At 71.6% G+C, this 23,193-nt stretch carries 20 protein-coding genes and 1 pseudogene; 9 read left to right on the forward strand and 12 right to left on the reverse strand.

From position 1 onward, the window contains the following. Window positions 1-4: 4 nt before the first annotated feature. A complete protein-coding gene (locus AB5J55_RS10285) occupies window positions 5-1,957 on the reverse strand; it encodes an FUSC family protein (RefSeq protein ID WP_369270357.1) in 1,953 nt (650 codons plus the stop codon). Between the two features lie 239 nt (window positions 1,958-2,196). On the opposite strand from AB5J55_RS10285, the pseudogene AB5J55_RS10290 reads away from it, so the two are divergent. The 4 genes and pseudogenes from AB5J55_RS10290 (at window position 2,197) to AB5J55_RS10305 (ending at window position 7,207) form a co-directional block, all read left to right on the forward strand. Beyond that, window positions 2,197-2,759: pseudogene (locus AB5J55_RS10290) on the forward strand (dihydrofolate reductase family protein). Window positions 2,760-2,879: 120 nt separating this feature from the next. Next, window positions 2,880-6,230 carry a S8 family serine peptidase gene (locus AB5J55_RS10295; RefSeq protein WP_369270358.1) on the forward strand — a complete coding sequence of 1,117 codons (3,351 nt, stop codon included), beginning with the start codon at window positions 2,880-2,882 and terminating at the stop codon, window positions 6,228-6,230. A gap of 105 nt (window positions 6,231-6,335) precedes the next feature. Continuing rightward, complete coding sequence (locus tag AB5J55_RS10300) at window positions 6,336-6,752, forward strand: RidA family protein (protein ID WP_369270359.1); 417 nt, start codon at window positions 6,336-6,338, stop codon at window positions 6,750-6,752. Then, window positions 6,749-7,207, forward strand: a complete 459-nt coding sequence (locus AB5J55_RS10305; RefSeq protein ID WP_369270360.1) for an N-acetyltransferase family protein — start codon at window positions 6,749-6,751, stop codon at window positions 7,205-7,207. Before AB5J55_RS10300 ends, AB5J55_RS10305 begins: the two co-directional genes overlap by 4 nt. Window positions 7,208-7,406: 199 nt before the next feature. Here AB5J55_RS10305 and AB5J55_RS10310 read toward each other — a convergent pair whose 3' ends face one another. Both AB5J55_RS10310 and AB5J55_RS10315 read right to left on the reverse strand, forming a co-directional pair. Next, a complete protein-coding gene (locus AB5J55_RS10310) occupies window positions 7,407-8,129 on the reverse strand; it encodes an aspartate/glutamate racemase family protein (RefSeq protein WP_369270361.1) in 723 nt (240 codons plus the stop codon). Between the two features lie 5 nt (window positions 8,130-8,134). After that, the gene (locus tag AB5J55_RS10315) at window positions 8,135-9,613 is read right to left on the reverse strand and encodes an NCS1 family nucleobase:cation symporter-1 (RefSeq protein ID WP_369270362.1); all 1,479 of its coding nucleotides are present in this window, start codon (window positions 9,611-9,613) and stop codon (window positions 8,135-8,137) included. A gap of 176 nt (window positions 9,614-9,789) precedes the next feature. Here AB5J55_RS10315 and AB5J55_RS10320 point away from each other — a divergent pair, with 176 nt between their 5' ends. Next, complete coding sequence (locus tag AB5J55_RS10320) at window positions 9,790-10,464, forward strand: GntR family transcriptional regulator (protein WP_369270363.1); 675 nt, start codon at window positions 9,790-9,792, stop codon at window positions 10,462-10,464. 31 nt (window positions 10,465-10,495) lie between these two features. On the opposite strand, the gene pip is transcribed toward AB5J55_RS10320, so the two are convergent. Both pip and AB5J55_RS10330 read right to left on the reverse strand, forming a co-directional pair. Next, complete coding sequence (gene pip / locus AB5J55_RS10325; RefSeq protein WP_369270364.1) at window positions 10,496-11,458, reverse strand: prolyl aminopeptidase; 963 nt, start codon at window positions 11,456-11,458, stop codon at window positions 10,496-10,498. Between the two features lie 37 nt (window positions 11,459-11,495). After that, a complete protein-coding gene (locus AB5J55_RS10330; protein ID WP_369270365.1) occupies window positions 11,496-12,200 on the reverse strand; it encodes a uracil-DNA glycosylase in 705 nt (234 codons plus the stop codon). Window positions 12,201-12,283: 83 nt separating this feature from the next. Between AB5J55_RS10330 and AB5J55_RS10335 the strand changes: the two genes are divergently transcribed. Continuing rightward, a complete protein-coding gene (locus tag AB5J55_RS10335; protein WP_369270366.1) occupies window positions 12,284-12,793 on the forward strand; it encodes an RNA-binding S4 domain-containing protein in 510 nt (169 codons plus the stop codon). 85 nt (window positions 12,794-12,878) lie between these two features. On the opposite strand, the gene AB5J55_RS10340 is transcribed toward AB5J55_RS10335, so the two are convergent. Beyond that, window positions 12,879-13,352 carry a DoxX family protein gene (locus AB5J55_RS10340; protein ID WP_369270367.1) on the reverse strand — a complete coding sequence of 158 codons (474 nt, stop codon included), beginning with the start codon at window positions 13,350-13,352 and terminating at the stop codon, window positions 12,879-12,881. A 108-nt stretch (window positions 13,353-13,460) separates the two neighbouring features. Continuing rightward, window positions 13,461-14,372, reverse strand: coding sequence for an acyltransferase domain-containing protein (locus AB5J55_RS10345; protein WP_369270368.1), 912 nt, complete (start codon window positions 14,370-14,372; stop codon window positions 13,461-13,463). Window positions 14,373-14,427: 55 nt separating this feature from the next. Between AB5J55_RS10345 and AB5J55_RS10350 the strand changes: the two genes are divergently transcribed. Then, on the forward strand, window positions 14,428-14,694 hold the full coding sequence (locus AB5J55_RS10350; RefSeq protein ID WP_369270369.1) for a DUF6343 family protein: 267 nt from the start codon (window positions 14,428-14,430) through the stop codon (window positions 14,692-14,694). Between the two features lie 7 nt (window positions 14,695-14,701). On the opposite strand, the gene AB5J55_RS10355 is transcribed toward AB5J55_RS10350, so the two are convergent. The 4 genes from AB5J55_RS10355 to rpsA form a co-directional block, all read right to left on the reverse strand. Beyond that, window positions 14,702-15,082: a tetratricopeptide repeat protein gene (locus AB5J55_RS10355; protein WP_369270370.1), complete on the reverse strand. Its 381-nt coding sequence runs from the start codon at window positions 15,080-15,082 to the stop codon at window positions 14,702-14,704. Between the two features lie 50 nt (window positions 15,083-15,132). Beyond that, window positions 15,133-15,768 carry a dephospho-CoA kinase gene (coaE, locus tag AB5J55_RS10360; RefSeq protein WP_369270371.1) on the reverse strand — a complete coding sequence of 212 codons (636 nt, stop codon included), beginning with the start codon at window positions 15,766-15,768 and terminating at the stop codon, window positions 15,133-15,135. A gap of 79 nt (window positions 15,769-15,847) precedes the next feature. Beyond that, window positions 15,848-16,786, reverse strand: coding sequence for a PAC2 family protein (locus AB5J55_RS10365; protein WP_369270372.1), 939 nt, complete (start codon window positions 16,784-16,786; stop codon window positions 15,848-15,850). A gap of 258 nt (window positions 16,787-17,044) precedes the next feature. Then, window positions 17,045-18,544 carry a 30S ribosomal protein S1 gene (gene rpsA, locus AB5J55_RS10370; protein WP_369270373.1) on the reverse strand — a complete coding sequence of 500 codons (1,500 nt, stop codon included), beginning with the start codon at window positions 18,542-18,544 and terminating at the stop codon, window positions 17,045-17,047. A 378-nt stretch (window positions 18,545-18,922) separates the two neighbouring features. On the opposite strand from rpsA, the gene AB5J55_RS10375 reads away from it, so the two are divergent. Together AB5J55_RS10375 and hrpB are read left to right on the forward strand one after the other, a co-directional pair. Continuing rightward, window positions 18,923-19,726 (forward strand): class I SAM-dependent methyltransferase, encoded by an 804-nt coding sequence (locus tag AB5J55_RS10375; protein ID WP_369276148.1) that lies wholly within the window; start codon window positions 18,923-18,925, stop codon window positions 19,724-19,726. A 4-nt stretch (window positions 19,727-19,730) separates the two neighbouring features. Then, on the forward strand, window positions 19,731-22,208 hold the full coding sequence (hrpB, locus tag AB5J55_RS10380) for an ATP-dependent helicase HrpB (protein ID WP_369270374.1): 2,478 nt from the start codon (window positions 19,731-19,733) through the stop codon (window positions 22,206-22,208). Here the strand turns inward: hrpB and AB5J55_RS10385 are convergent. Beyond that, window positions 22,198-23,190, reverse strand: a complete 993-nt coding sequence (locus AB5J55_RS10385) for a DUF3068 domain-containing protein (RefSeq protein WP_369270375.1) — start codon at window positions 23,188-23,190, stop codon at window positions 22,198-22,200. The genes hrpB and AB5J55_RS10385 overlap by 11 nt on opposite strands. Window positions 23,191-23,193 lie beyond the last annotated feature (3 nt).

Raw genomic sequence — 23,193 nt, forward strand, 5'->3', positions numbered from 1 at the left:
GACATCACCCGGCAAGAGGTACGTCGGGGGTCGCGGGCCCTCGTGGCCCGTGCAGCCCGGCCCGGTCGCGCTCCTGCGCGAGTCGCTCCAGCAACTCGGTGAGCTGGGCTGTGTGCCAGGGCGTGAGCCGGCCCGAGTCGTCGAGGTGCACGGCGCAGGCGGTGGTCGTGTCGACGAGCTGTTCGAGAGTGGCGACGATTTCGTCCGCGCCCTCCGTGTGCCGGGCGAGCGCGGGAAGTTCGGCGGCGGCGAGGGCAATGGTGGTACGGGCCTCGGCGAGCGCACGGTAGGCCTCGCGGCGGAGGGTCCAGCGCACGGCGCGGGGGGCGGTACGGGGCGGGTTGGGTTCGTACGGCATCTGGGGGACGTCGGCCTCGCGCCTCGCAGAGGTGGCCTCGGACTCCCGCAGCACATGCGCGAGGTAGGCATGTGCCGCCCGGTCGGCCGTCGCGAGTCGGGACCGTACGCCCCCGCCCCGCTGCCCCGGCATGGGCAGGTGCCCCACGACCAGCACGATCGCGCAGGCCAGCAGCGTCTCGCCGATCCTGCTCGCGGAGGCCTGCGGCTCGCCGCCCACCATGACCAGGGCGAGCACGAGAACGGTCACGACGGCGGTCTGGGCGGCGAAGTGCCGGGTGGCCACGGGGATCAGGGCGCCGCTGAGAGCCACGAGCGCGATGAGCCCTTCCGGCCGGGGCAGTACGGCCGCGAACCCGGCGAAGAGCAGGGCTCCCAGCACGGTGCCGGCGGCCCGGCACAGCACCCGGGACGCGAGCGGCCCGAGGTCCGGCTTGACGAGGAAGACGGCGGTGGCGGGGAGCCAGTACCAGTGCTCGTGCTGCCCGTACCACTGGGTGTGGTGCAGCGCCTGGGCGACGGCGGCGCTGGCCCCGAAGCAGAGGGCGACGCGCAAGCCGTACTCCCGCCCGCCGGCCCCGAATACCGATCGGGCGAGATCCGCGGCCGTACGACGCCGCGTGTGCAGGTCGCGGTTGCCCCGGCCCCGGTCGAACGCCTCGGCCGCGTGCAGCAGGGCATCGTCCAGGGCGCGCAGGGCGGGCGCGGAGCGGGAGGGCGCCGGGAGGGGGCCGGTGTGGGTGTTGCCACGCACGGCGGCGGCGAGGCGGCGGGGGCCTTCCGAGGCCCGCGCGGGCACCGCTTTGCCGGCCCAGGCGAGCGCGGTGGCGGCCTCGGCGAGGGGCAGTGCGGCCGCGTACTGCGCGTGCAGCCGCCGCTCGGTGGACGAGGAGGCGTACCGCCGCAGCCGGGGCCCGGTGAGAGCGTCCTGCGCATGGTCGAGGGCGGCGGTGAGCGCGACGCGACGGGTGGTGGCGTCGCGGGTGCCGACGGCGTCGAGGAGGTCCGCGACGGCGCTGTACACGTCGGCGACGGCGTCGCGCTCGCCGTCGAACCGGAAGTCTCCGACGAGGGAGCCGGGCGTGGGGAGGGCCAGCCGGAGCCCCAGTAGCCAGGCGCCACCGCCGAGATAGGCGAGCGCCCGCAGCCACCCGCTCTCCGGCAACGGCATCCCCGCCCCGATGGCGGAGGCGACGAGCAGTTGCGTGCCGGCCGCGGAGGCGACGGGCCCGACGGCGCTGATCCCTCCCGCGAAGAGCCCGAGCGCGGTGAGGAGGAGGGTGAGCGGGACGGCCCCGAGACGATCCCCGGACATCGTCCCGACGAGGAGCCCGCCCGCCCCCGCCAGCGCGGGCACCCCGAGCCGATGGACGGAGACGCGACGGCTGCCGGGACGGTCGTTGATACCGGCGAGCATGGCGGCGATGGCGGCCACGACGCCGAGAGAGGCGCGGCCGACGAGCACGGCGACGAGGAGGAGCGGCCCGGCGGCCAGGGCTCCCCGGACCACCGCACTCCAGGGGACCGGGCCGCGCTGGGCGCGGAGGGTGTGGGCGAGCCAGGGAGGGAGAGCGAGGGCCGGACGTGCGGGGCGGGACACAGGGCTCCTGTCGGGGCGAGGGCGGGGGTGTGCCTTCGGGCGACGGTGGCCGGGCTCGGGCTGGGCTGTGGTGTCCACGGTAGGGCGAGCTCTTGGAGGCTGTGGGGCGCCGAGGTTTCGGGGATGTGACGATGCGTGGAAACGCCACGTTCTTTATGAACGCAATTACGGGCGATGCGTTCTGCTGCGCGCGGCGGTCGGCGATCGTACGGTCGGCCCGTCACCGAGGAGGACTTCTGATGCGCAGCGTGACCTGCTCGATGGCCCTCTCACTGGACGGCTACATCGTCGGGCCGGACGGGGGCTTCGACTGGGGGGCGCCCAGCGAGGACGTCTTTCGCCTATCCGTCGACGAGATCCGTGGGGTCGGCGTCCATCTGCTGGGACGCCGTACGTACGAGACGACGCTGTACTGGGAGACCGCCGACCAGAATCCGTCGCTCGACTTCTCCACGCTTGATTTTGCCGCGCTCTGGAAGGCGCTCCCGAAGGAGGTGTTCTCCGCCACGCTGTCGGCGGTGCAGGGCAATGCCCGCCTGGCCGCCGGCGGCCTGGCGGAAAAGATCGAGCGTTGCGGGCCGAGCCGGGGGAGGGCGACATCGCGATCGGCGGCCCGACGCTCGCCGCCGAGGCGGCCGCGGCGGATCTGATCGACGAGTACCGGGCCAGGGTCTACCCGGTGCTGGTCGGCGGTGGCATTCCGTTCTTTCCCCAGCACGAACGCCGGGTGGACCTCGAACTCGTCGAGACCCGCACCCTCAGCTCGAAAGTCGTCTACCTGCGCCACCGCGTGGCGCGCTGACCGGCTGGTCCAGCGCAGGGAAGAACGGGCCGGCCGTCTCCCCCCTCGAGAACCGAACGCGTCCCCCGCGCGTGATAGCGGAGGACGCGTTGGCATGCACACGAGGGCGGGGGAACGCGAGTGGGGTTCACAGCACGCGCGAGAACGGCGGTACTGGCGGCCGTGGTTGCCGGGACGCTGGTCACGGGGGCGTTATCGGCAGGCGGCCAGCCGGCGCAAGCCGCCGGTTCCGCCGCGCAGGACGGGACGAAGGCCCGGGCGAAGGCGAAGCCGCCGGCGACCGTCACATTGATCACCGGCGACCGCGTGGTCGTCGGCTCCGACGGTCAGGTGGTTCGGCTCCTGCGCGGCAAGAGCCGCGAGAAGATCGGCTTCTCGGTGCGGCGCGAGGCCGGCCACACGTACGTCGTCCCGCAGGACGCCCTGCGCCTGGTCGCCGACGGCGTGCTCGACCGGCAGCTCTTCGACGTCGCCCAGCTGGCCAGGGACGGGTACGACGACGCGCGCCGCACCACGCTGCCACTGATCGTCGGCTACCGGCAGGACAGCGCAAGGGACTTGGCAACCGGCGACCCGTTCGCGGACGTGGCCGTCCGCGAGCGCCGTGCACTGCCCGCGGTGGGCGGCGAGGCCTTCGCGGCACTCAAGACCGGTGCCCCGGCGCTGTGGGAGGCCGTCACAAACCGCTCTTCGCCCCGTACGGCAGGCGGTACGGCCGCCCCCGCGCGACCCATCGCCCACGTCTGGCTGGACGCGAAGGTCCGGGGCGCCCTGGCCGAGAGCGTGCCGCAGATCGGTGCGCCCGCCATGTGGGAGTCGGGCTTCACCGGCAAGGGCGTCACGGTGGCGGTCCTGGACTCGGGCGTGGACGAGACCCACCCGGACCTCAAGGGCGTCGAGACGGCCCAGAAGAACTTCAGCGATTCCCCCGACGTCAAGGACCGCTTCGGGCACGGTACGCACGTAGCCTCCATCATCGCCGGGAGCGGTGCGAAGTCCGGCGGCCGCTACACGGGCGTGGCGCCCGGTGTGAAGCTGCTGGACGGCAAGGTCCTGGACGATGACAACCTGGGATCCACCTCGAGCATCGTCGCCGGCATGCAATGGGCCGTCGACCAGGGCGCGAAGATCGTCAACCTGAGTCTGGGCTCCCTCGACACCCCGGGGGTCGACCCGAAGGAGGAAGCCATCGCCCGGCTCTCCGACAAGGTCCTGTTCGTGGCGGCGGCGGGCAACTCGGGCGACGGGCCCCGCACGGTCTGGTCGCCCGGCAGCGCCCCCGCGGCGCTCACAGTCGGCGCCGTGGACAAGCAGGACCAGATCGCCGACTTCTCCAGCCGCGGCCCGAACCTCGACGGCGCACCCAAGCCGGACGTCACCGGCCCCGGCGTTGACATCACCGCCGCCCTGACCACGCAGGGCGAGCAGCCCCCGAGCGAGGACTACGTTCCGAACTCCGGCACGTCGATGGCCACCCCGCACGTCGCGGGCGCCGCCGCGCTGGTGCTCCAGCAGCACCCGGACTGGAGCGGGGCCCGGTTGAAGGGGCTCCTGACCGGTTCGGCCACGCCGAACCCGCAGCTGAACGCCCATCAGCAGGGCGCGGGCCGAGTGGACTTGGCGCGCGCCGCCACGGCCACGGTCGTCGCCGAGCCCGGCTCCCTCGGCTTCGGCACGCACGCCTGGCCGCACACCGACGACAAGCCGACCTCCAAGACCCTCACTTACCGAAACCACGGCACCCAGGCCGTCACCCTGCGGCTGAGCGCTTCCGGGGCCGACCAGGCGGGCCGCCCGGCTCCGGACGGCATGTTCACCATCAAGGACGCCCAGCTCACCGTTCCGGCCGGAGGCACCGCGAAAACCACCGTCACCGCCGACACCCGCAAGGGCACCGTCGACGGCGTCTTCGGCGGCACCGTGCTTGCGTCGGGAGACGGCCAGGAGGTGCGCACCGGTCTGGTGGTCGATCGGGAGGTGGAGTCGTACGACGTCAGAGTGCGGCACATCGATGCCGACGGGGCGGCCCCGGGCACCTACGCGACGACGATCACCCCCATCGGCGGGCTCGGCGACCGCGTGGAGCTCCCGTACAGCGCGAACGGCACGGTGGTCCAGCGGCTGCCCAAGGGGTCTTACCAGCTGGAGAGCATGGTCTTCGCCGAGGACAACGAGCTGGGCTTCTTCGTCCAGCCGGTTCTGAAGGTGACCGGGAACGTCACGGTCACCCTGGACTCCCGCAAGGCGAAGCCTTTCGCTGTGAAGGCCCCGGATCCGGCCGCGAAGCTCGTCACCTCCACCGTCGGGTACGACGACGAGGCCGCAGGCGTGTCCAACTCCTGGTCCAGCAGCGGCGTGCCGCCGATGCGCACCGCCGCCCTCGGCCCGGCGTCCGACACGATGCGTGCCCAGTTCGTCGGGGTGTGGAAGAACCCCGGGGCGGCGGGCAAGAACGTCGACTACCGGTTCGCCTTCCACCGCGAGGGGACCTTCTTCACCGGCCTGACCCGCTCCGTCACCCGGGCCGAGGTCGCCGAGGTGAAGCTCGGCTTCGGCGCGTCCGTCACCGGGGCGAAGGGCCAGGTCCACATGACGCCCATGGACGAGCGCGGGTGGACCGTCAGCACACAGGAACCGCTGGAACAGAAGCTGCCGCAGGCCACCACGCATTACCTCAGCACGGCCGACGTGCGATGGTCCTGGACCGCCACGCAGCTCAACGCCCGTGGCGAGGAGCGCATGCAGTACACGAAGGAGTGGGTGGCCTACAAGCCCGGCTCCAGCCACACACTGAGGTTCAACACCGGTGTGATCGGCCCCGATCTCGCGGCAGGGAGCCCGGAGCAGCAGGGCGCCGAGCGGACCGGCGACTACATCAGCGCCAGGATCCCGCTGTTCAACGACGGCAGCGGCAACCCGGGATCCTCGATCGTCACCGGCGGCTTCGCCCGGCTGGAGTCCGGCGGCCGGATCCTCGCCGAGGTCCCGCCCACGGACCATGTGGGCGCCGAGGTTCCCGCCGCCTCCGCCGCGTACCGCCTGACGGTCGAGGCGAGCCGCTCCGCCGAGGACACCTCCATCAGCACGAAGGTGGCAGGGGTGTGGACGTTCACCTCGGCCCGGCCGGCGTCTGACGGCACGGCCAGGCTGCCCCTGTCGACGGTGCGACTCGCGCCGAAGCTGAGCCTGCAAGGGACGGCTCCGGCGGGCAGCACGCTCACGGTGCCGCTGAAGCTGAGCGGCGCGGCCGCCGCGGCCGGGCAGGTCGCCGCGCTGACCGTGAACGTCTCCTACGACGGCGGCCGGACCTGGAAGCCGCTCACCGTGACGACCGGCGCGAACGGAGCGCGCTCGGTGAGCGTGAAGCACCCGGCGACCGCCAAGGCCGTGTCCTTCCGGGTGGACTTGAAGGACAGGCGCGGCAACACCGTGCGTGAGACGATCACGAACGCCTACCGGCTCGCTCCGTGAAGTGACGGTGCGATCGACGCTCGGATATTCGGATGCGAGGAGTGGTGCGGGCGCGCATGATCGGCGGGTTGACCGCCGACTGCGCTGCACCGCCCAGGAGTTCCCATGATCCGACGCGTCACCTCCCCCGCCCTCTTCCCGCCCCCCACGTACTCCCACGCCTCTGTTGTCGAAGCCGGCACGAAACTCGCCTTCCTCGCCGGTTCCGTGCCTCTTGACCGCGACGGGAACCTCGTCGGTGAGGGAGACCCGGTGCGGCAGGCCGAGCAGGTGATCGCCAACCTCGAAGTGCAACTGGAGGAGATCGGGAGCGACTTGGCGCACGTCCTGTCGACCGACGTGTACGTCGTGAGCGGTGAGCCGGCGGTGCTGTCCGCCGTCTGGGAGGTCGTCGAGGCGTCCGGGCTGAGCGTCGGTCCGCACTCGTCGACGCTGCTCGGGGTGGCCTGCCTCGGATACACGGGGCAGTTGGTGGAGATCACGGCCACGGCCGCCGTTCCGGAGGAGGCGGCGCGCTCATGACGCCCGTGGCGCTCCGCCGTGCCAGACCCACCGATGCCGGTGCCGTGGCCGACGTCTGGCTGCGGTCGTTCGCCGCCGCGCTGCCGACGGTCGTCCGGCCGCGCTCCGACGACGACGTGCGGACGTACTTCCGGGAGGTGGTGGTGCTGCTCAGGGAGACCTGGGTCGCCGAGGCCGCCGACCGGGTCGTCGGCCTCATGGTCCTCGACACCGACCAGCTCTCCCAGCTCTATCTGGACCCCGACTGGCGTGGCCGCGGCATCGGCGACTGTCTCGTCGACCTCGCCAAGCGGCGCCGCCCGAACGGGCTGAGCCTGTGGACCTTCCAGGTCAACAAGCCCGCCCACCGCTTCTACGAGCGCCACGGCTTCGTCGCCGTCGAGTACACGGACGGCAGCGGGAACGAGGAGCAGGAGCCGGACGTGCGGTACGTGTGGCGTCCGGGGCAGTCGTAGGGGCGGCCCTCGCGACGCCCGGCCAGGCCGCCCAGTCCGGGAGGCTGGCCCGACGCGTGCACGCCCCGTCCACACCCGAGGCCCAGGCCCATCGGGTTCCCACCCCGCGCCCGCCGCCACACCCGCCGGGCCGTCCGCCCCGAGGCCCGCCCGCGCGCCCCTCCTGGGCCACCCCGAGCCCCCGACTCCCCCCGTCACCTCACCCCGACCCCCTCCGCCCCCACACCCGCCCCTTGGGCAACGGCCGCGCGTACCCCCCGACCCGGCTCGTCCTCAACCTCAACCCCACCAGCGACTCGGCGAGTTTCACGGCCGCCCCCACCCCGTCGACCACCGGAACCCCCAGCTTCTCCCCCATGACCCGCTGCAGCCCGGTCATCCCCGCGCAGCCCAGCACCAACACCTCCGCACCCGCGTCCCGCGCCCGTTCGGCGGCCGCCAGGAAGGCGGACTCGGTGCGTTCGGCGTCCTCCAGTTCCAGCACTCCGAGCCCCGTACCGATCACGGCGACGCAGTTGCGGCCCACCCCGGCCGTCTCGAGGCTGTCCTCGATCTGCCCGCACGAGCGCTCCAGCGTGGTCACCACCCCGTACCGGCGCCCGAGCAGACAGGCCAGGTGCGCGGCCGCCTCCGTGATGTCGACGACCGGTACGTCCACCAGCTCCCGGACGCCTTCGCGCCCGTGCTCCCCGAAGCCGGCCATGACGACCGCGTCGTAGGCGGGACCCTCGTACGTCCGCAGCGCGTCCATCACCGCCGCCGCCGAGAGGTAGCTGTCGAGCCAGCCCTCGGCCGACTCGGGCCCCCACCCGGGGGTCAGTCCGAGCACGGTGGTGCCCGGGCCTGCGGCGGCCCGGGCACCTCGTACGATCTCCTCGGTCATCTCCTGCGTGGTGTTGCAGTTGGTGACGACGATCCGCACGTCCTTCAGACCTCCCGCGCCGCGGACCCGGCGGCGACCTCGGCCTCGGCCCGCTCATCGCGGCACAGCACCAGATACAGCCCCGCCGCCATCGCCGTCCCGATGAACCAGGAGTAGGGCGCCACATCGCTGAACGTCTTCACCAGCGCCAGCACCGCCGCGACCCCCGCTGCCGGCAGGAAGGCCCACAGCGCCTTGGGGTTGACGCCCCTGCGGTAGTAGTAACGCGAACCCGGCTCGGCGGAGAAGAGCTCGTTCACGTCCACCCGGCCCCGTTTGACCAGGTAGTAGTCGACCATGATCACGCCGAACAGCGGGCCCAGGAAGGCGCCCAGGCCGCCGAGGAAGTAGTTGACGACCGTCGGATTCGAGAACAGATTCCACGGCGTCACCACGAGCGCCGCCACCGTGCTGATCATGCCGCCGACCTTGAAGGTGATCTTCTGCGGCCAGACGTTGGCGAGGTCGTACGCCGGCGAGACGAAGTTGGCGACGATGTTGACGCCCATCGTGGCGATGGCGAACGTCAGGGCGGCGAGCACCAGGACCCATGTGTTGCCGACCTTCGCCACCAGCTCCGCCGGATCCGTGATGGCCTCGCCGAACACCTCCAGCGAACCGGCCGTGACGATCACCGAAACGACCACGAAGGCGGTGGAGTTGATGGGCAGGCCCCAGAAGTTGCCCTTCCGCACCGTCCGGTAGTCCGGCGCGAAGCGCGAGAAGTCGCAGAAGTTGAGCATCAGCGTGCCGTACGTGGCGAGGATCAGGCCGATCGCGCCGAACCACTGCCGCCACTGCTCGCCGACGGACACCGGGTGCGGGGTGGCCGTGAGCGAGATCGTCCAGCCGGCCTTGGCGAGGATCCACACCGCCAGCGCGATCATCACGATCCAGATCGCCGGGCCGCAGAAGTCCTGGAACTTGCGCACCGACTCCATGCCCCGACTGATGATCAGCGCCTGGATCAGCCACAGGGAGAGGAACGACACCCAGCCGAGCGCGTGCAGGCCCAGGAAGGAGCTGTGCGTCCAGGACTCCAGGCCGGGCCAGGCGGCCAGCAGCATAACGTTCACGGCGACGGAGGCGAGGTAGGTCTGGATGCCGTACCACATGATGGCGATCACAGCCCTGATCAGCGCCGGGATGTTGGCTCCCCAGACGCCGAAGCTGATGCGGCTGACGACGGGGAACGGGACGCCGTGGCGCTGGCCGATCTTCCCCATCCAGTTCATGCCGACGTAGATGAGGACGAAGCCGACGAGCAGGGAGGTGAAGACCTGCCAGACGTTCATGCCGAGGACCAGCAGACCGGCCGCGAACGTGTAGTTGCCGAGGTTGTGGACGTCGGACATCCACAGGGCGAAGAGGTCGAAGACCTTCCAGTTGCGCTTGCCGGCGGGCGCGAGGTCTTCGTTGGTGAGCCGGGGATCGGGGACGAACGCTGCTGTGCCGGTGGCTTCGGCACGGTCGGCGAGGGACACGGGGCCTCCAGGAGCCGAGGGACGGAGACTGCTTGTGGAGGGGCGCCTTACGGAGGGCGCCGAGTGCGCGTTTGGTATACCAAACTGCGCACATGGTCCTCCCGTCAACCGTTCTGACCGATGTCACTCCTGTTAACGCTCCGTAAATCACACCCGGAGTCGGCGAAGATGGCCCCATGAGCTCCACGACGAAGACCGAACCCCTGGGCGCGGTACGGGAACGCGTCCTGGCGACCCTGCGGCAGGACATCATCGCCGGCCGCCTCCGGCCCGGCGACCGGCTCGTCGAGCGGGAGCTGGCCGAGCGCCTGGGCGTCTCGCGCGTTCCGGTCCGCGAGGCGATCCGCGCCCTGGTCGCCGAGGGCTTCGTCCAGTTCGAGTCGGCACGCCGAACGGTCGTACGCCGACTGACCCCGGCCGACGTCAAGGAGCTCTTCGAACTGCGCGAGGCCCTGGAGGTGTACGCGGCCGGACTCGCCGCGTCACGGGCGACGCCCGAGGACCTCGCCGAGGTGGAGGGACTCCTCGACCAGGCGGCCACCGCGACCGAGGCGGGTGACGCGGAGGCGATCACGGACGTCAACAGCCGGCTGCACGACCGCATCGTCGCCATGGCCGGCAACACCCTGCTGATCGAGGCACTGGAGCCGGTCGCCGGCCGCCTGCGTTGGATGACCCGGCGGAATGAGGAATGGCCCCAACTCCTGGTGGAACACCGCGAGTTGTACGAGGCCATCGCCTCCGGCGACCCGAACCGGGCCCGCGCACACGCACTCACCCACGTGCGCACCAACCACCGCTCGACGGTACGGCAGCTCTTCGGCGAGGCGGCGGCGGAGTTGCTCGGCTAGGAGCTGTCCGGGCGGCCGACGTACTTGTCCGTCAATGGCCCGCGTACTGGTCCGTCGCCGCCACCAGCGCAGCCGCCACGGTCGACGCCCCCGCGTCGTGCCCCACGTCGTCGATGACGACCAACTCGCTGCCGGGCCACGCCTGACGGAGCCGCCACACGGTTCCGAGCAGGTTGCCGAAGTCGAGGCCGCCCTGCACGAGGGTGCCGGGGATGCCCTTCAGCAGCGGGGCGTCCCGCAGGACGACACCCTCGTCGTTGCCCGCGCCCAGGAAGTGGTCGTTGCCGAAGTAGTGCGTGACGGTACGGGCGAAACCCATGCGGAACCGCTCGTCCTCGTACCGCGGGACCGAGCGGGGCGGGGCGGGGACGCACACCGTCTCCCAGTCCGTCCAGGCCCGCGCCGCCCGCGCCCGCACGCCGGGGTCGGGCGACTCGATCAGCCTGTTGTACGCCGCGGCGAGGTTGCCGTCGCGCTCCCCGGGCGGCAGCTCCCCCACGAACCGCTCGAACTCGGCCGGGAAGATCCGCCCCAACCCCCTGGTCAGCAGGGTCACTTCAGGGTTCGACCCGGTGGCGACCCCGGTCAGCACCAGCTCGGACACGGCCCCCGGATGCGTCTGCGCGTACCGCAGCCCCAGCACGGACCCCCACGACACGCCCCACACCAGCCACCGCTCAATCCCCAGGTGCCGGCGCAGCAGCTCCAGGTCGGCGATGAGATGAGCCGTCGTGTTCACGCTCATGTCGGTCTCGTACGCGCTCGCGTGCGGCGTCGAACGCCCGCACCCACGCTGGTCCAGCAGCACGATCCGGTAGGCGGCCGGATCGAACAGCCGCCGGAAGTAGGGGGTGCAGCCGGAGCCCGGCCCGCCGTGCAGCACGAGCGCGGGCTTGCCGTGCGGGTTCCCGCAGGTCTCCCAGTGGACGCGGTTGCCGTCGCCGACGTCGAGCATGCCGTGGTCGTACGCTTCGATCTCCGGGTAGAGCGCCATCCGGGGACCGTATCGACGGCACGGCCGGCCCCGCCCCTCATTTCAGGCCGGCCGCCTCCGCCGCCGTACGCAGCACGTACCGCAGCATGTCGGGCGTGAGTCTGCCGGTGAAGGTGTTGCGCTGGCTGACGTGGAAGCATCCGAAGAGGTCGAGCCCGTCGCGGCCCCCTGCGCCGTCCAGCGGGACCCGTGCCCCGTGCGCGAATGCCGGCCGCGGCCTGGGCACGCTCCACCCCGCCTCCACCAGCGCGGGCAGGGTCGCCTGCCAGCCGAAGGCACCCAGTACGACGACCGCCCGCACGGTCGGGCGCAGCAGCCGCAGCTCCTGCACCAGCCAGGAACGGCAGGTCTCGCGCTCACCCGGCGTGGGTTTGTTGGCGGGCGGCGCGCAGTGCACCGGGGCCGTGACACGCACGCCGTACAACTCGAGGCCGTCGCCGACGGCGACCGACGTGGGCTGCGAGGCGAGGCCCACGTCGTACAGCGCCTGGTAGAGCACGTCTCCGGAGCGGTCCCCGGTGAACATCCGCCCGGTGCGATTGCCCCCGTGCGCGGCCGGGGCGAGCCCGATGATCAGCAGCCGGGCGTCCGGCGGGCCGAAGCCGGGCACCGGGCGGCCCCAGTACGTCTGGTCGGCGAAGGCGGCGCGCTTCGTGCGGGCCACTTCCTCACGCCAGTCGACCAGGCGTGGGCAGGCCCGGCAGCCCGCGATGGTGCGGTCGAGATCGGCCAGTGCGTCCACAGCTCCACCGTAAAGCCGTCGCGCCCCCGTACGGGGACTCCGTGCGGGGACTGCGAGGGCCGGGACGGGACTAAGGTCGAGGCATGGCTTCCGAGGATGACGAGGAGAAGGCCGGCGGCACGGCCGACGCGCAGCCGGCCGTCGACCCGCAGGTCGCCGCCGCCGTGGCCGCGGCCGAGGCCGCCGGTCCGCAGAGCGGCGAGTCCGTACGGATCGACAGCTGGATCTGGGCCGTACGCCTGGTCAAGACCCGCTCCATGGGCGCCACCGCCTGCAAGGGCGGGCATGTGCGCGTGAACGGCCAGAACGTGAAGCCCTCCCACTCGCTGCGCGTCGGCGACGAGGTGCGGCTGCGCCAGGAGAACCGGGAGCGGATCGTCATCGTCAAGCGGCTGATCCGCAAGCGGGTCGGCGCACCGGTGGCGATCCAGTGCTACGTCGACAACTCGCCCCCTCCCCCGCCGCGCGAGGCCGTCGCCCCGGCGGGTATCCGCGACCGCGGCACGGGCCGCCCGACCAAGCGGGACCGCCGCGAGCTGGAACGACTCCGCGGAATCATGGGCGGCGGCGCGGAACGACCGCACGGACGGTGACACACGACGGTGGCGTCCGGTAGGCCGAGAAGGCCCGGGCCGGACGCCACCGAAGTCGTTTCGCGCAGGCGCACAGGCGCACCGTTCAGGCGCGTCGTCGGACCAGCCGCAGCAGATCCGCGTTCGAGCTCCGCCGTGCCCAGGCGATCAGGGCGAGGGGCACGATGAGGATGAGCGGTGTGGCCGCGTTCTCGCCGCCGAAGGCGGTGATCGTGACGACGAACGCGCCGACCATCAGCGCGCTCAGCGCCATCGCCGCCACCGACTGCAGCACCGGGATCAACAGCGCTATGGCCCCGGCCAGTTCGAGCGCGCCGATGGCGTACATCCCCGCACTGCCCCAGCCGAGCTCGTCGAAGCCCTCGGCGGCCGACGGGTGCGCGATCAGCTTGGGCAGCGCGCTCGCGATCCCGTAGAACAGGGCGAGCAGAATCTGCAGGCCACGCAGGGCGATTCGGGCGCGGCGGCCGCGCGGGGTCGCGGACTCGGCGATGACGGTGCCGGACGTGCGGGCCGTGGCGGAGGCTGCGGCGGTGACGGAGGCGGTGGTCTCGGGCATGGGGGTCTCCTGGGTGAAGCGTTCCGTGCTGCTGTCGGAGAGGTAGACCGGGGCCGGCTGCGGAACTCATCGCCGTAGGACGGCAATTCGTCATCGCCGCGATGAACCTCACCCGCGCCCGTCGAACGGCAGCCACCCATGCCCCACGTACCAGTGACCGCCCGCCCGCAGGTGGTCCCCGACGGCCCGCTCCACGGCCGTGCGCCGCGGCAGGCTATCGACCGGTAGCTCCGGGTCGCCGAAGACGAACTGGACCGGTTCGTTGTCGGCCTGCTCCCTGTCCTCGTCGGCGATGCGGAAACGCTCCTGGAAGCGCACGATGTTGGAGTCCCCGGGAAGGTACTTCCTGAGCTGCGGGTCCAGCAGCCAGGAGTGGCAGGTAGCCACCTCGTACCGCTCCTGCGGAAAGTGCACGGCGAAGAACTCCCGGGCCAGCGCCAGGGACCGGTCGACCGCGGCCGGTGACAGCGGCCCGAAGTAGTCGGGGATGTGCACGTTGAGACAGCCCGAGTCGGGGCCCACGTCGAGCCCCGCCGCCGCGAGCCTCGTCCCCGCACGCTGCCCGAGCCGTGCCCGCTCGAACTGCAGCCGCCCCAGCTGGTACAGCTCGCCGCGGAAATGATGGACGAGCCACCACGGCGCCTGCACGCCGGTCAAGCCATGGCGCCTGCGGTGCACGGCCATGTTCCGCCCGAGGTCCGCGAGGGTGCGCCGGGAGACATCGGCGGGGATGCCGCGCTCGCGGTGGTAGGCGCGTGTGGACGGCAGCGCCGCGACGAACACGTACACGGGGAAGCAGCGCCGCAGGGGGCCCGAGGCCCAGTCGAGGTCGGGCAGGTCGACCGCGCCGCCGACCTCCCCGATCCCCCGGACGAGCTCGTCGGCGGACCGCTCCAGGAACTGCCGCAGTTCCGGGTCGTCCGCCACCCGTCGGCCCATCCGTACGAGGTCCTTGATGTCCTCGTGGGGTACTCCGAGGTCGAGCAGGCATTCGGCCAGTTCATCGGTGTCCGGCAGCACGAGGCCCCCTACGAGGAGTACGAGGAGTACGTTTCAGGAAGGAGTGGTGATCCCGATGCGTACGGGCAGTGAGCCGAGGACAGCGCGCAGTGCACTGCGGGCCCGTTTCTGGCTGTGCGTGTGGGGCGTGGTGTGGGCGATCTTCGGTACCGCGGCCTTCGCGCTCGCGGGACGCCCCGGCTGGGCGGCGGCCTGCGGGGCGCTGTGGCTGGTGATCACGATCGACATGGCGATGGTCCTCAGACACATCCGCCAGGGCCCGCACTACCAGCCCGGCCGCGACATACCGCCGTACCGCCCGCCCGAGAATCCCCACCCCTAGGCGCCGCTCACGCTTCGAACCGTGCCGCCTTGAGGTACTGCGGGTTCGGGTCGAGCGCGGCCGCCAGCCGGAAGTGGCGCATGGCCTCGTCGGGCCGGCCCCGGCGCTCGTAGGTCCGGGCGAGCGCGAAGTGCGCGAACGCGTTGTCCGGCTCGCGCTCCAGGACGATCGTGAACTCCAGTTCGGCGGGCCGCAGTTGTGCGGCGGCGAAGAAGGCACGCGCGCGCAGCAGCCGGGCTGCGGTGTTCTCCGGGTGCGCGGCGATGACTCCGTCGAGCAGCTTCACCGCGCCCCGCGGATCCCGCGCGGCGAGCAGATGCTCGGCGGCGCGGAAGTCGATGACATGCGTCTCCGGAGTACGTCCGGGCGATCCGCTGGTCTCGGGCACGGCAAAGTCCTTCCCTCACTGGAAGGGTTCAACGCGCGATCGCGCCGGGGCTATTCCTGCGGCGAGGGGGGCGGGGGGCACCCCTGGGCCCCGTGGGCTCTGCGCACGAGCTCGTCCCACACGTCCTTCACGCGTCGCTGAAGTTCTTCCAGTGGTACGTCGTTGTCGATGACGATGTCCGCTATCTCCAGGCGCTCGGCGCGCGTCGCCTGCGCGGCCATGCGGGCGCGTGCGTCCTCCTCGGTCATGCCGCGCAGCCGGACGAGCCGGTCGAGCTGGGTCTCGGGGCCGGCGTCGACGACGACCACGACGTCGTACAGCGGCGCCAGGCCGTTCTCCGTGAGGAGCGGGACGTCGTGGACGACGACGGCGTCCTCGGCGGCGGCCTCTTCGAGCTCGCGGGAGCGGGCGCCGACGAGGGGGTGCACGATCGAGTTCAGTACGGCGAGCCGGTCGGGGTCGGGGAAGACGATCGAGCCCAGCCTGGGCCGGTCCAGGCTGCCGTCCTCGGTGAGCACGTCCTCGCCGAACGCCTCGACGACGGCGGCGAGGCCGGGGGTGCCGGGCGCGACGACCTCGCGCGCGATGCGGTCCGCGTCGATCAGCACGGCCCCGTGCTCCACGAGCAGCCGCGACACCTCGCTCTTACCGGCTCCGATGCCCCCGGTCAGGCCCACCTTCAGCATGACCCGAAGCTTAGGGCCTGCCTCTGACAAAGCACCGGGCAGGCCGCACTTCCCCCTCGACCGCTGTCGCCGGCGGCCCTCAGTTGTCGCCTTCCCGCTCCGCCAGGAACCGCTCGAACTCCCGCCCGATCTCGTCCGCCGACGGGATGTCCACCGGCTCGGCGAGCATGTTGCCCCGGCTCTCCGCGCCCGCGACCGCGTCGTACTGGTGCTCCAGGCCCTCGACGAGGTTGGTGAGCTCCTCGTCGCCCTCGCGGATCTGCCGGTCGATCTCGTTCTGCGTGCGGTGGGCGTCCGTGCGCAGGGAGTGCGCGATGCCGGGCAGGACCAGCCCGGTCGCCGCGGTGACCGCCTCCAGGACGGTGAGCGCCGCGTCCGGGTACGGGGAGCGGGCGATGTAGTGCGGGACGTGCGCGGCGACGCCCAGGACGTCGTGCCCGGCCTCCATCAGCCGGTACTCGACCAGGGACTCGGCGCTGCCGGGCACCTGCGCCTCGTCGAAGGGGCTGCGGTGGCCGGGGACGAGGTCGACGCGGTTGCCGTGCGGGGTGACGCCGACCGGGCGGGTGTGCGGGACGCCCATCGGGATGCCGTGGAAGTTCACCGACAGGCGTACCCCGAGCCGCTCCACGATCTCCTTGACGGCCGCCGCGAAGCGCTCCCACTCCACGTCCGGCTCGGGCCCGGACAGCAGCAGGAACGGCGCCCCGGTGGCGTCCTGGACGACCCGCACCTCGATGGCGGGATCCTCGTACTCGGCCCAGCGGTCGCGCTTGAACGTCAGCAGCGGGCGACGGGCGCGGTAGTCCACCAGCCGGTCGTGGTCGAAGCGGGCGACGACCTGGTGGGGCAGCGAGTCCAGGAGCCCGTCGACGATCTGGTCGCCGGTCTCACCCGCGTCGATGTATCCGTCGAAGTGGTAGAGCATGACAAGGCCGGCCGACTCCTGGGCAAGCGCCATGTCGACAACGGCGAGGCCCTTCGGCTCCCATGCGTACAAACCCTGCGGATCAAGCACTGTGACCGCTCCTCCTCGTGTTCATACCCCACAACACCCTTACGGGCGTGGGCATTCCCGGAGGAGGGCTCCATGATCACGCCGGTTGGGCAACCCCCTGAGGGGCGCGGAGCTGAATCGACATGCGGCTCCGCCGCGTGGGCGCGACCAGCCGCCACCGGCCCGCAGCCGAAGGACGACCTACCCGGGCAGCACTGAGGGGCCGCACCTCGCAAGGTACGGCCCCTCAGTCAACGGCTAAGCCTCAGCGGCAAGCGTTCAGCTCTGGCCGCCGGCCAGCTTCTCGCGCAGCGCGGCAAGCGCCTCGTCCGAGGCAAGCGCGCCGGAGTTGTCCGGGCCCTCGGAGGAGTAGGAGCCGCCACCGGACGCGGCCGGAGCCGCACCCGCCGCGTCGCCACCCTCGGCGGCAGCCGCAGCGTCCGCCTCGCGGGACTTGATGACCTGGGCCTGGTGCTGCTCGAAGCGCTGCTGCGCCTCGGCGTACTGGCCCTCCCAAGCCTCGCGCTGGGTCTCGTAGCCCTCGAGCCAGTCGTTGGTCTCGGGGTCGAAGCCCTCGGGGTAGATGTAGTTGCCCTGGTCGTCGTAGGACGCGGCCATGCCGTACAGGGTCGGGTCGAACTCGACCGAGGCCGGGTCGGCACCGAAGGACTCGTTGGCCTGCTTCAGCGAGAGGCTGATGCGGCGGCGCTCGAGGTCGATGTCGATGACCTTGACGAAGATCTCGTCGTTGACCTGGACGACCTGCTCCGGGATCTCCACGTGGCGCTCGGCCAGCTCGGAGATGTGGACCAGACCCTCGATGCCCTCGTCCACGCGGACGAACGCACCGAACGGAACCAGCTTCGTGACCTTACCGGGCACGACCTGGCCGATCTGGTGGGTGCGGGCGAACTGCTGCCACGGGTCTTCCTGGGTCGCCTTCAGCGACAGGGAGACACGCTCGCGGTCCATGTCGACGTCGAGAACCTCGACGGTGACCTCCTGGCCGACCTCGACAACCTCGGAGGGGTGGTCGATGTGCTTCCAGGAGAGCTCGGAGACGTGGACCAGACCGTCGACGCCACCCAGGTCCACGAAGGCACCGAAGTTGACGATCGAGGAGACGACGCCGGAACGGACCTGACCCTTCTGGAGGGTGGTGAGGAACGTCTGGCGGACCTCGGACTGGGTCTGCTCCAGCCAGGCACGGCGGGACAGGACCACGTTGTTGCGGTTCTTGTCCAGCTCGATGATCTTGGCCTCGAGCTCCTTGCCCACGTAGGGCTGGAGGTCGCGAACGCGGCGCATCTCGACCAGGGAGGCCGGGAGGAAGCCACGGAGGCCGATGTCGAGGATGAGACCACCCTTGACGACCTCGATGACGGTACCGGTGACGATCCCGTCCTCTTCCTTGATCTTCTCGATGGTGCCCCAGGCACGCTCGTACTGGGCGCGCTTCTTCGAGAGGATCAGGCGGCCTTCCTTGTCCTCCTTCTGAAGAACAAGGGCTTCGATCTCGTCACCGACGGCGACGACCTCGTTGGGGTCGACGTCGTGCTTGATCGAGAGCTCTCGGCTCGGGATAACGCCTTCGGTCTTGTAACCGATGTCGAGCAGGACCTCGTCCCGGTCGACCTTCACGATGACGCCGTCGACGATGTCGCCGTCGTTGAAGTACTTGATCGTCTCGTCGATCGCGGCGAGGAAGGCTTCCTCGTTACCGATGTCGTTGACCGCTACCTGCGGGGTGGTGGCGGTGGTCTCGGTGCTGCTCGTCATGTGGGAAAGGGCTCCGGTACGGACATTGAAGTCGTAGGTACTGCTACGCCGGGAGCCCGTATCGCTCTGAAGAAGCCGGACAGCCAAGGAAGCGCCCCACCAGGGAAAGGTGATGACGCCTCGAAAACCGAGGGGACATACAACAGATGCGAGCGCAGCCTGCTACGTCTGAGGTGCGCAGGCCCGCAGCGCAACTTGTAGCATACGGGGGCAGCCGGACAGGGTCAATGCGCGAAGCCGCCCACCCGGGGCGGATCGCCGCATACCCGGCACAAAACCTGTCTCCTGAGGCCACGCAGGCCTTGGAGCACCCCTCACGTGACACGACCGCGAGGGCCCGTGCCGTTCAGGTGACGGAAGAGTACGACGAGGGAGCCGATCATCCAAGAGTACGAACCGGAGGCCACGCGCCGTGAGTCCGGCGTAGCGGAGAGCTCGCACGCCAACCGCGGCTGGTGGGACCGGAACGCCGACGAGTACCAGACCGAGCACGGCACGTTCCTCGGCGACGATCGTTTCGTCTGGGGTCCCGAGGGCCTGGACGAGGTGGAGGCCGAGCTGCTCGGCCCGCCGGAGGACCTCAAGGGCAAGGACGTCCTGGAGATCGGCGCCGGCGCGGCTCAATGCTCGCGCTGGCTGACCGCGCAGGGGGCCCGCCCGGTCGCCCTGGACATCTCCCACCGCCAGCTCCAGCACGCGCTGCGCATCGGCGGTGCGTTCCCCCTGGTGTGCGCCGACGCGGGCGCCCTTCCCTTCGCCGACGCCTCCTTCGACCTGGTGTGCTCGGCGTACGGCGCGCTGCCGTTCGTCGCCGACCCGGTGCTGGTGCTGAAGGAGGTGCGCCGGGTGCTGCGGCCGGGAGGGCGTCTGGTCTTCTCCGTGACCCATCCCATCCGCTGGGCGTTCCCCGACGAGCCGGGCCCGGAGGGTCTGTCCGTCTCGGCTTCCTACTTCGACCGCACTCCTTACGTCGAGCAGGACGACGAGGGCCGCGCGGTCTACGTCGAGCACCACAGGACGATCGGCGACCGGGTCCGGGACGTCGTGGCGGCGGGCTTCCGGCTGGTGGACCTGGTGGAGCCGGAGTGGCCGGCCTGGAACACCTCGGAGTGGGGCGGCTGGTCGCCGCTGCGCGGGAACCTGATCCCGGGGACGGCGATCTTCGTGTGCGTACGAGACTGAGAGCGTGATCCGCTACGACGCCCTGGACGCGCTGCCCGTACGCAGCGCCCTGCCCGGTCTGAACGACGCCCTGGACACGCACGGCACCGCGGTGCTCGTCGCGCCGCCCGGCACCGGCAAGACCACCCTGGTGCCGCTGGTGCTGGCCGGACTGATCGGCGAGGGTCCTGCGCGGCGGGTCGTCGTGGCGGAGCCGCGGCGCATCGCCGCCCGGGCAGCCGCACGGCGGATGGCGTGGCTGCTCGGCGAGAAGGCCGGCGAGAGCGTCGGTTACACCGTGCGTGGCGAACGGGTCGTCGGGCGCCACGCACGCGTGGAGGTCGTCACGACCGGTGTGCTGCTGCAGCGTTTGCAGCGCGACCAGGAGCTGGCGGGCGTCGACGCGGTGGTGCTCGACGAGTGCCACGAGCGGCATCTGGACGCGGACACGGTGGCGGCGTTCCTGTGGGACGTACGTCAGACGCTGCGGCCGGAGCTGCGGCTGGTGGCCGCGTCCGCGACGACGGACGCGCAGGGGTGGGCTCGGCTGCTGGGTGATGCTCCGGTGGTGGCGGCGGAGGGCGTCTCGCACCCCGTGGAGGTGGTGTGGGCACCGCCGACGCGTCCCGTACGGCCCCCGCACGGCATGCGGGTCGACCCGGCGCTGCTGACGCACGTGGCGTCGACGGTCCGGCGGGCGCTGGCCGAGCGGGCGGGGGACGTGCTGTGTTTCCTGCCGGGTGTCGGCGAGATCGCGCGGGTGACCGGGCAGCTGGGGGATCTCGGGGACGTCGAGGTGCTGCAAGTGCACGGGCGGGCGTCGGCGGCCGTGCAGGACGCGGTGCTGACCGGCGGGGAGCGGCGCCGGGTGGTGCTGGCGACGGCCGTCGCGGAGTCGTCGCTGACGATTCCCGGGGTGCGTGTGGTCGTCGACTCCGGGCTGGCGCGGGAGCCGCGGGTCGATCACGCGCGCGGGCTGAGCGCGCTGACGACGGTACGGGCCTCGCAGGCGGCCGGGCGGCAGCGGGCGGGGCGGGCCGGGCGTGAGGCGCCGGGTGCGGTGTACCGGTGCTGGGCGGAGGCGGAGGACGTGCGGCTGCCGCGGTTCCCGTCGCCGGAGATCAAGGTGGCCGACCTGACGGCGTTCGCGTTGCAGGCGGCGTGCTGGGGCGATCCGGAGGCGACCGGGTTGGCGTTGCTCGATGCGCCGCCGAGTGGGGCGATGGCGGCGGCGAGGAGCGTACTGACGGCCATCGGAGCGGTGGAGCCCGACGGGCGGGCCACGGCTCGGGGCGCCGCGCTGGCCCGGCTGGGGCTGCATCCCCGACTGGGCCGGGCGCTGCTGGACACATCCGGTGCGGGTGCCGAGGCGGTCGCGCTGCTCAGTGAGGAGGCCCCGAGGGAGTACGGGGACGACCTGGCTGCCGCTCTGCGGGCGGCTCGGCGGGGCGGTGACGCCTATGCGGGGCGCTGGCGGGCGGAGGTGCGGCGTTTGCGGGCGAACAGTGAGAACTCGGCCCCGCAGAGCGCGGACGACCGCACCGCGGGCCTCGTCGCCGCCCTCGCCTTCCCCGAGCGGGTGGCCAAAGCCGACGGCGATTCCTACCTCATGGCATCGGGCACGCGCGCCGAACTCGGTGCCGGCAGCCCGCTGCGCGGTGCCCCGTGGATCGCCGTGGCCGTCGCGGACCGTCCCGTCGGCAAGGGGCACGCGCGCGTGCAGCTCGCCGCCGTGGCGGACGAGGACATGGCCCGGTCCGCGGCGGCTTCGCTGTACTCCGAGAGCCAGGAGGTCCACTGGGGCGACGGGGACGTCGTCGCCCGGCGGGTCGAGCGGCTCGGGGCGATCGAGCTCGCGGTGCGGCCCTTGCGGGACGCCGACCCCGTCCTCGTACGCGATGCGCTCCTCGAAGGGCTGCGCCAGGAAGGGCTCGGTCCGTTGCGGTGGCCGCCCGACGCCGGGGTACTGCGGCAGCGGCTCGCCTTCCTTCACCTCCACCTCGGTGCGCCCTGGCCCGACGTCTCGGACGACGCGCTCCACGCGCGCGTGGACGAGTGGCTGGAGCCCGAGCTGAGCCGGGCGCGGCGGCGGGCCGATCTGGCGCGGATCGACGCCGGGCAGGCGCTCACCAGGCTGCTGCCGTGGGCCTCCGGGGAGGCCGGGCGGCTCGACGAGCTGGCGCCCGAGCGGATGGCCGTACCCAGTGGGTCCAGAATCCGGATCGACTACAGCAACCTCGAACAGCCCGTCCTCGCCGTGAAGTTGCAGGAGATGTTCGGACTGCACGAGTCGCCGTCCGTCGCCGGCGTGCCCCTCCTGGTCCACCTGCTCTCCCCCGCCGGCCGGCCCGCCGCCGTCACCGCCGACCTCGCCTCCTTCTGGAGGGACGGCTACAAGGGCGTCCGGGCGGAGCTGCGCGGGCGCTATCCGAAGCATCCGTGGCCCGAGGACCCCGCCTCCGCAGAGCCGACCCGGCACACGAACGCCAGGCTCAGGCGCTGACCGGTTCCGGTTCGGTGTCCTTCGTGGGTTCCGGGTCGCCGGGGCGGCGGCTGCGTGCCTCCAGGTAGAGGGACAGCGCCAGGAGCAGCAGGCCCAAGGCAAGGAAGCCCCACGGGAGATACGACGTCAGCAGCAGGACCAGCGCGCGGTTGGACTTGACCAGGTCCACCGTGGAGGCGATGTAGTCCTCGCGCATCTTCACGTGGCCGGCGAACGCCGTCACCTTGTCGCGGTCCCCGAGCAGGGTGCCGCCGCGCAGTTCCTCCTTGTGGATCTCCTCGCCGTAGACGGGTGCTCCGGTGAGCGGTTCGACCCAGAACTTGCGGACGGTGGTGTACCAGCGGGTCGTGCCGGTCTTGGCGACCGACTCCGGGGTGATGCCCTCGACCGGCATCGTCTTGGGGAACCTGACCTTCGTCCACGGGATGGTCTGTTCGAAGTAGTAGACCTCGACGCCGCGGAAGTTCTGGGTGCCCTTGTAGTGGATGGGGGCGGTGATGCGGGCCTGCGCGTCGAAGTACTCGTAGTCCCGTTTCTCCGTCAGGAAGGGCCACTTGAACTCGATGCCCTGCCGCTTGACCGGGTCGCCGTCGACCATCTCGCCGGTGGCGTGGACGGGTTCCTGGGTGTGGGCGTCGAAGATGTAGCGCTCGGGGATCTTGGAGACCATCTTGCCGTCGGGGCCGACGACGTAGGACAGGCCGTCCCAGACCACCACGTCCTTGCCGGCCGTCTTCTCGATCTTCTCCGAGGCTTCGACGTTGCCCTTGAGCGTCTGCACGATGGTGACCTTGGAGACCTTGCGGGCCTTCATCGTGCCGTAGTCGAGGAGGGTGGCGTCCTTCGCCTCCAGGACCATGTCCTGGTACTGGTTGGCCGGGATCTTGGCCAGGCGCGGGAAGGCGTACCAGCGCAGCAGCGGGGACAGTGCCGCGAAGAACACGGCAAGGGCGAGCAGGACCAGGCCGGCCTTGCGGCGCATCTC

Origin of the sequence: Streptomyces sp. R11 (assembly GCF_041051905.1) — a bacterium.
Classification (GTDB): domain Bacteria; phylum Actinomycetota; class Actinomycetes; order Streptomycetales; family Streptomycetaceae; genus Streptomyces.

What these genes read in the sequence shown, in the direction of transcription:
- AB5J55_RS10300 (WP_369270359.1), top strand. Translation starts at nt 6,336, where the DNA reads ATGATCCGACGCGTCACCTCCCCCGCCCTCTTCCCGCCCCCCACGTAC.
- AB5J55_RS10305 (WP_369270360.1), top strand. Translation starts at nt 6,749, where the DNA reads ATGACGCCCGTGGCGCTCCGCCGTGCCAGACCCACCGATGCCGGTGCC.
- AB5J55_RS10320 (WP_369270363.1), top strand. Translation starts at nt 9,790, where the DNA reads ATGAGCTCCACGACGAAGACCGAACCCCTGGGCGCGGTACGGGAACGC.
- pip (WP_369270364.1), bottom strand. Translation starts at nt 11,458, where the DNA reads ATGGCGCTCTACCCGGAGATCGAAGCGTACGACCACGGCATGCTCGAC.
- AB5J55_RS10335 (WP_369270366.1), top strand. Translation starts at nt 12,284, where the DNA reads ATGGCTTCCGAGGATGACGAGGAGAAGGCCGGCGGCACGGCCGACGCG.
- AB5J55_RS10340 (WP_369270367.1), bottom strand. Translation starts at nt 13,352, where the DNA reads ATGCCCGAGACCACCGCCTCCGTCACCGCCGCAGCCTCCGCCACGGCC.
- AB5J55_RS10350 (WP_369270369.1), top strand. Translation starts at nt 14,428, where the DNA reads ATGCGTACGGGCAGTGAGCCGAGGACAGCGCGCAGTGCACTGCGGGCC.
- coaE (WP_369270371.1), bottom strand. Translation starts at nt 15,768, where the DNA reads ATGCTGAAGGTGGGCCTGACCGGGGGCATCGGAGCCGGTAAGAGCGAG.
- rpsA (WP_369270373.1), bottom strand. Translation starts at nt 18,544, where the DNA reads ATGACGAGCAGCACCGAGACCACCGCCACCACCCCGCAGGTAGCGGTC.
- AB5J55_RS10385 (WP_369270375.1), bottom strand. Translation starts at nt 23,190, where the DNA reads ATGCGCCGCAAGGCCGGCCTGGTCCTGCTCGCCCTTGCCGTGTTCTTC.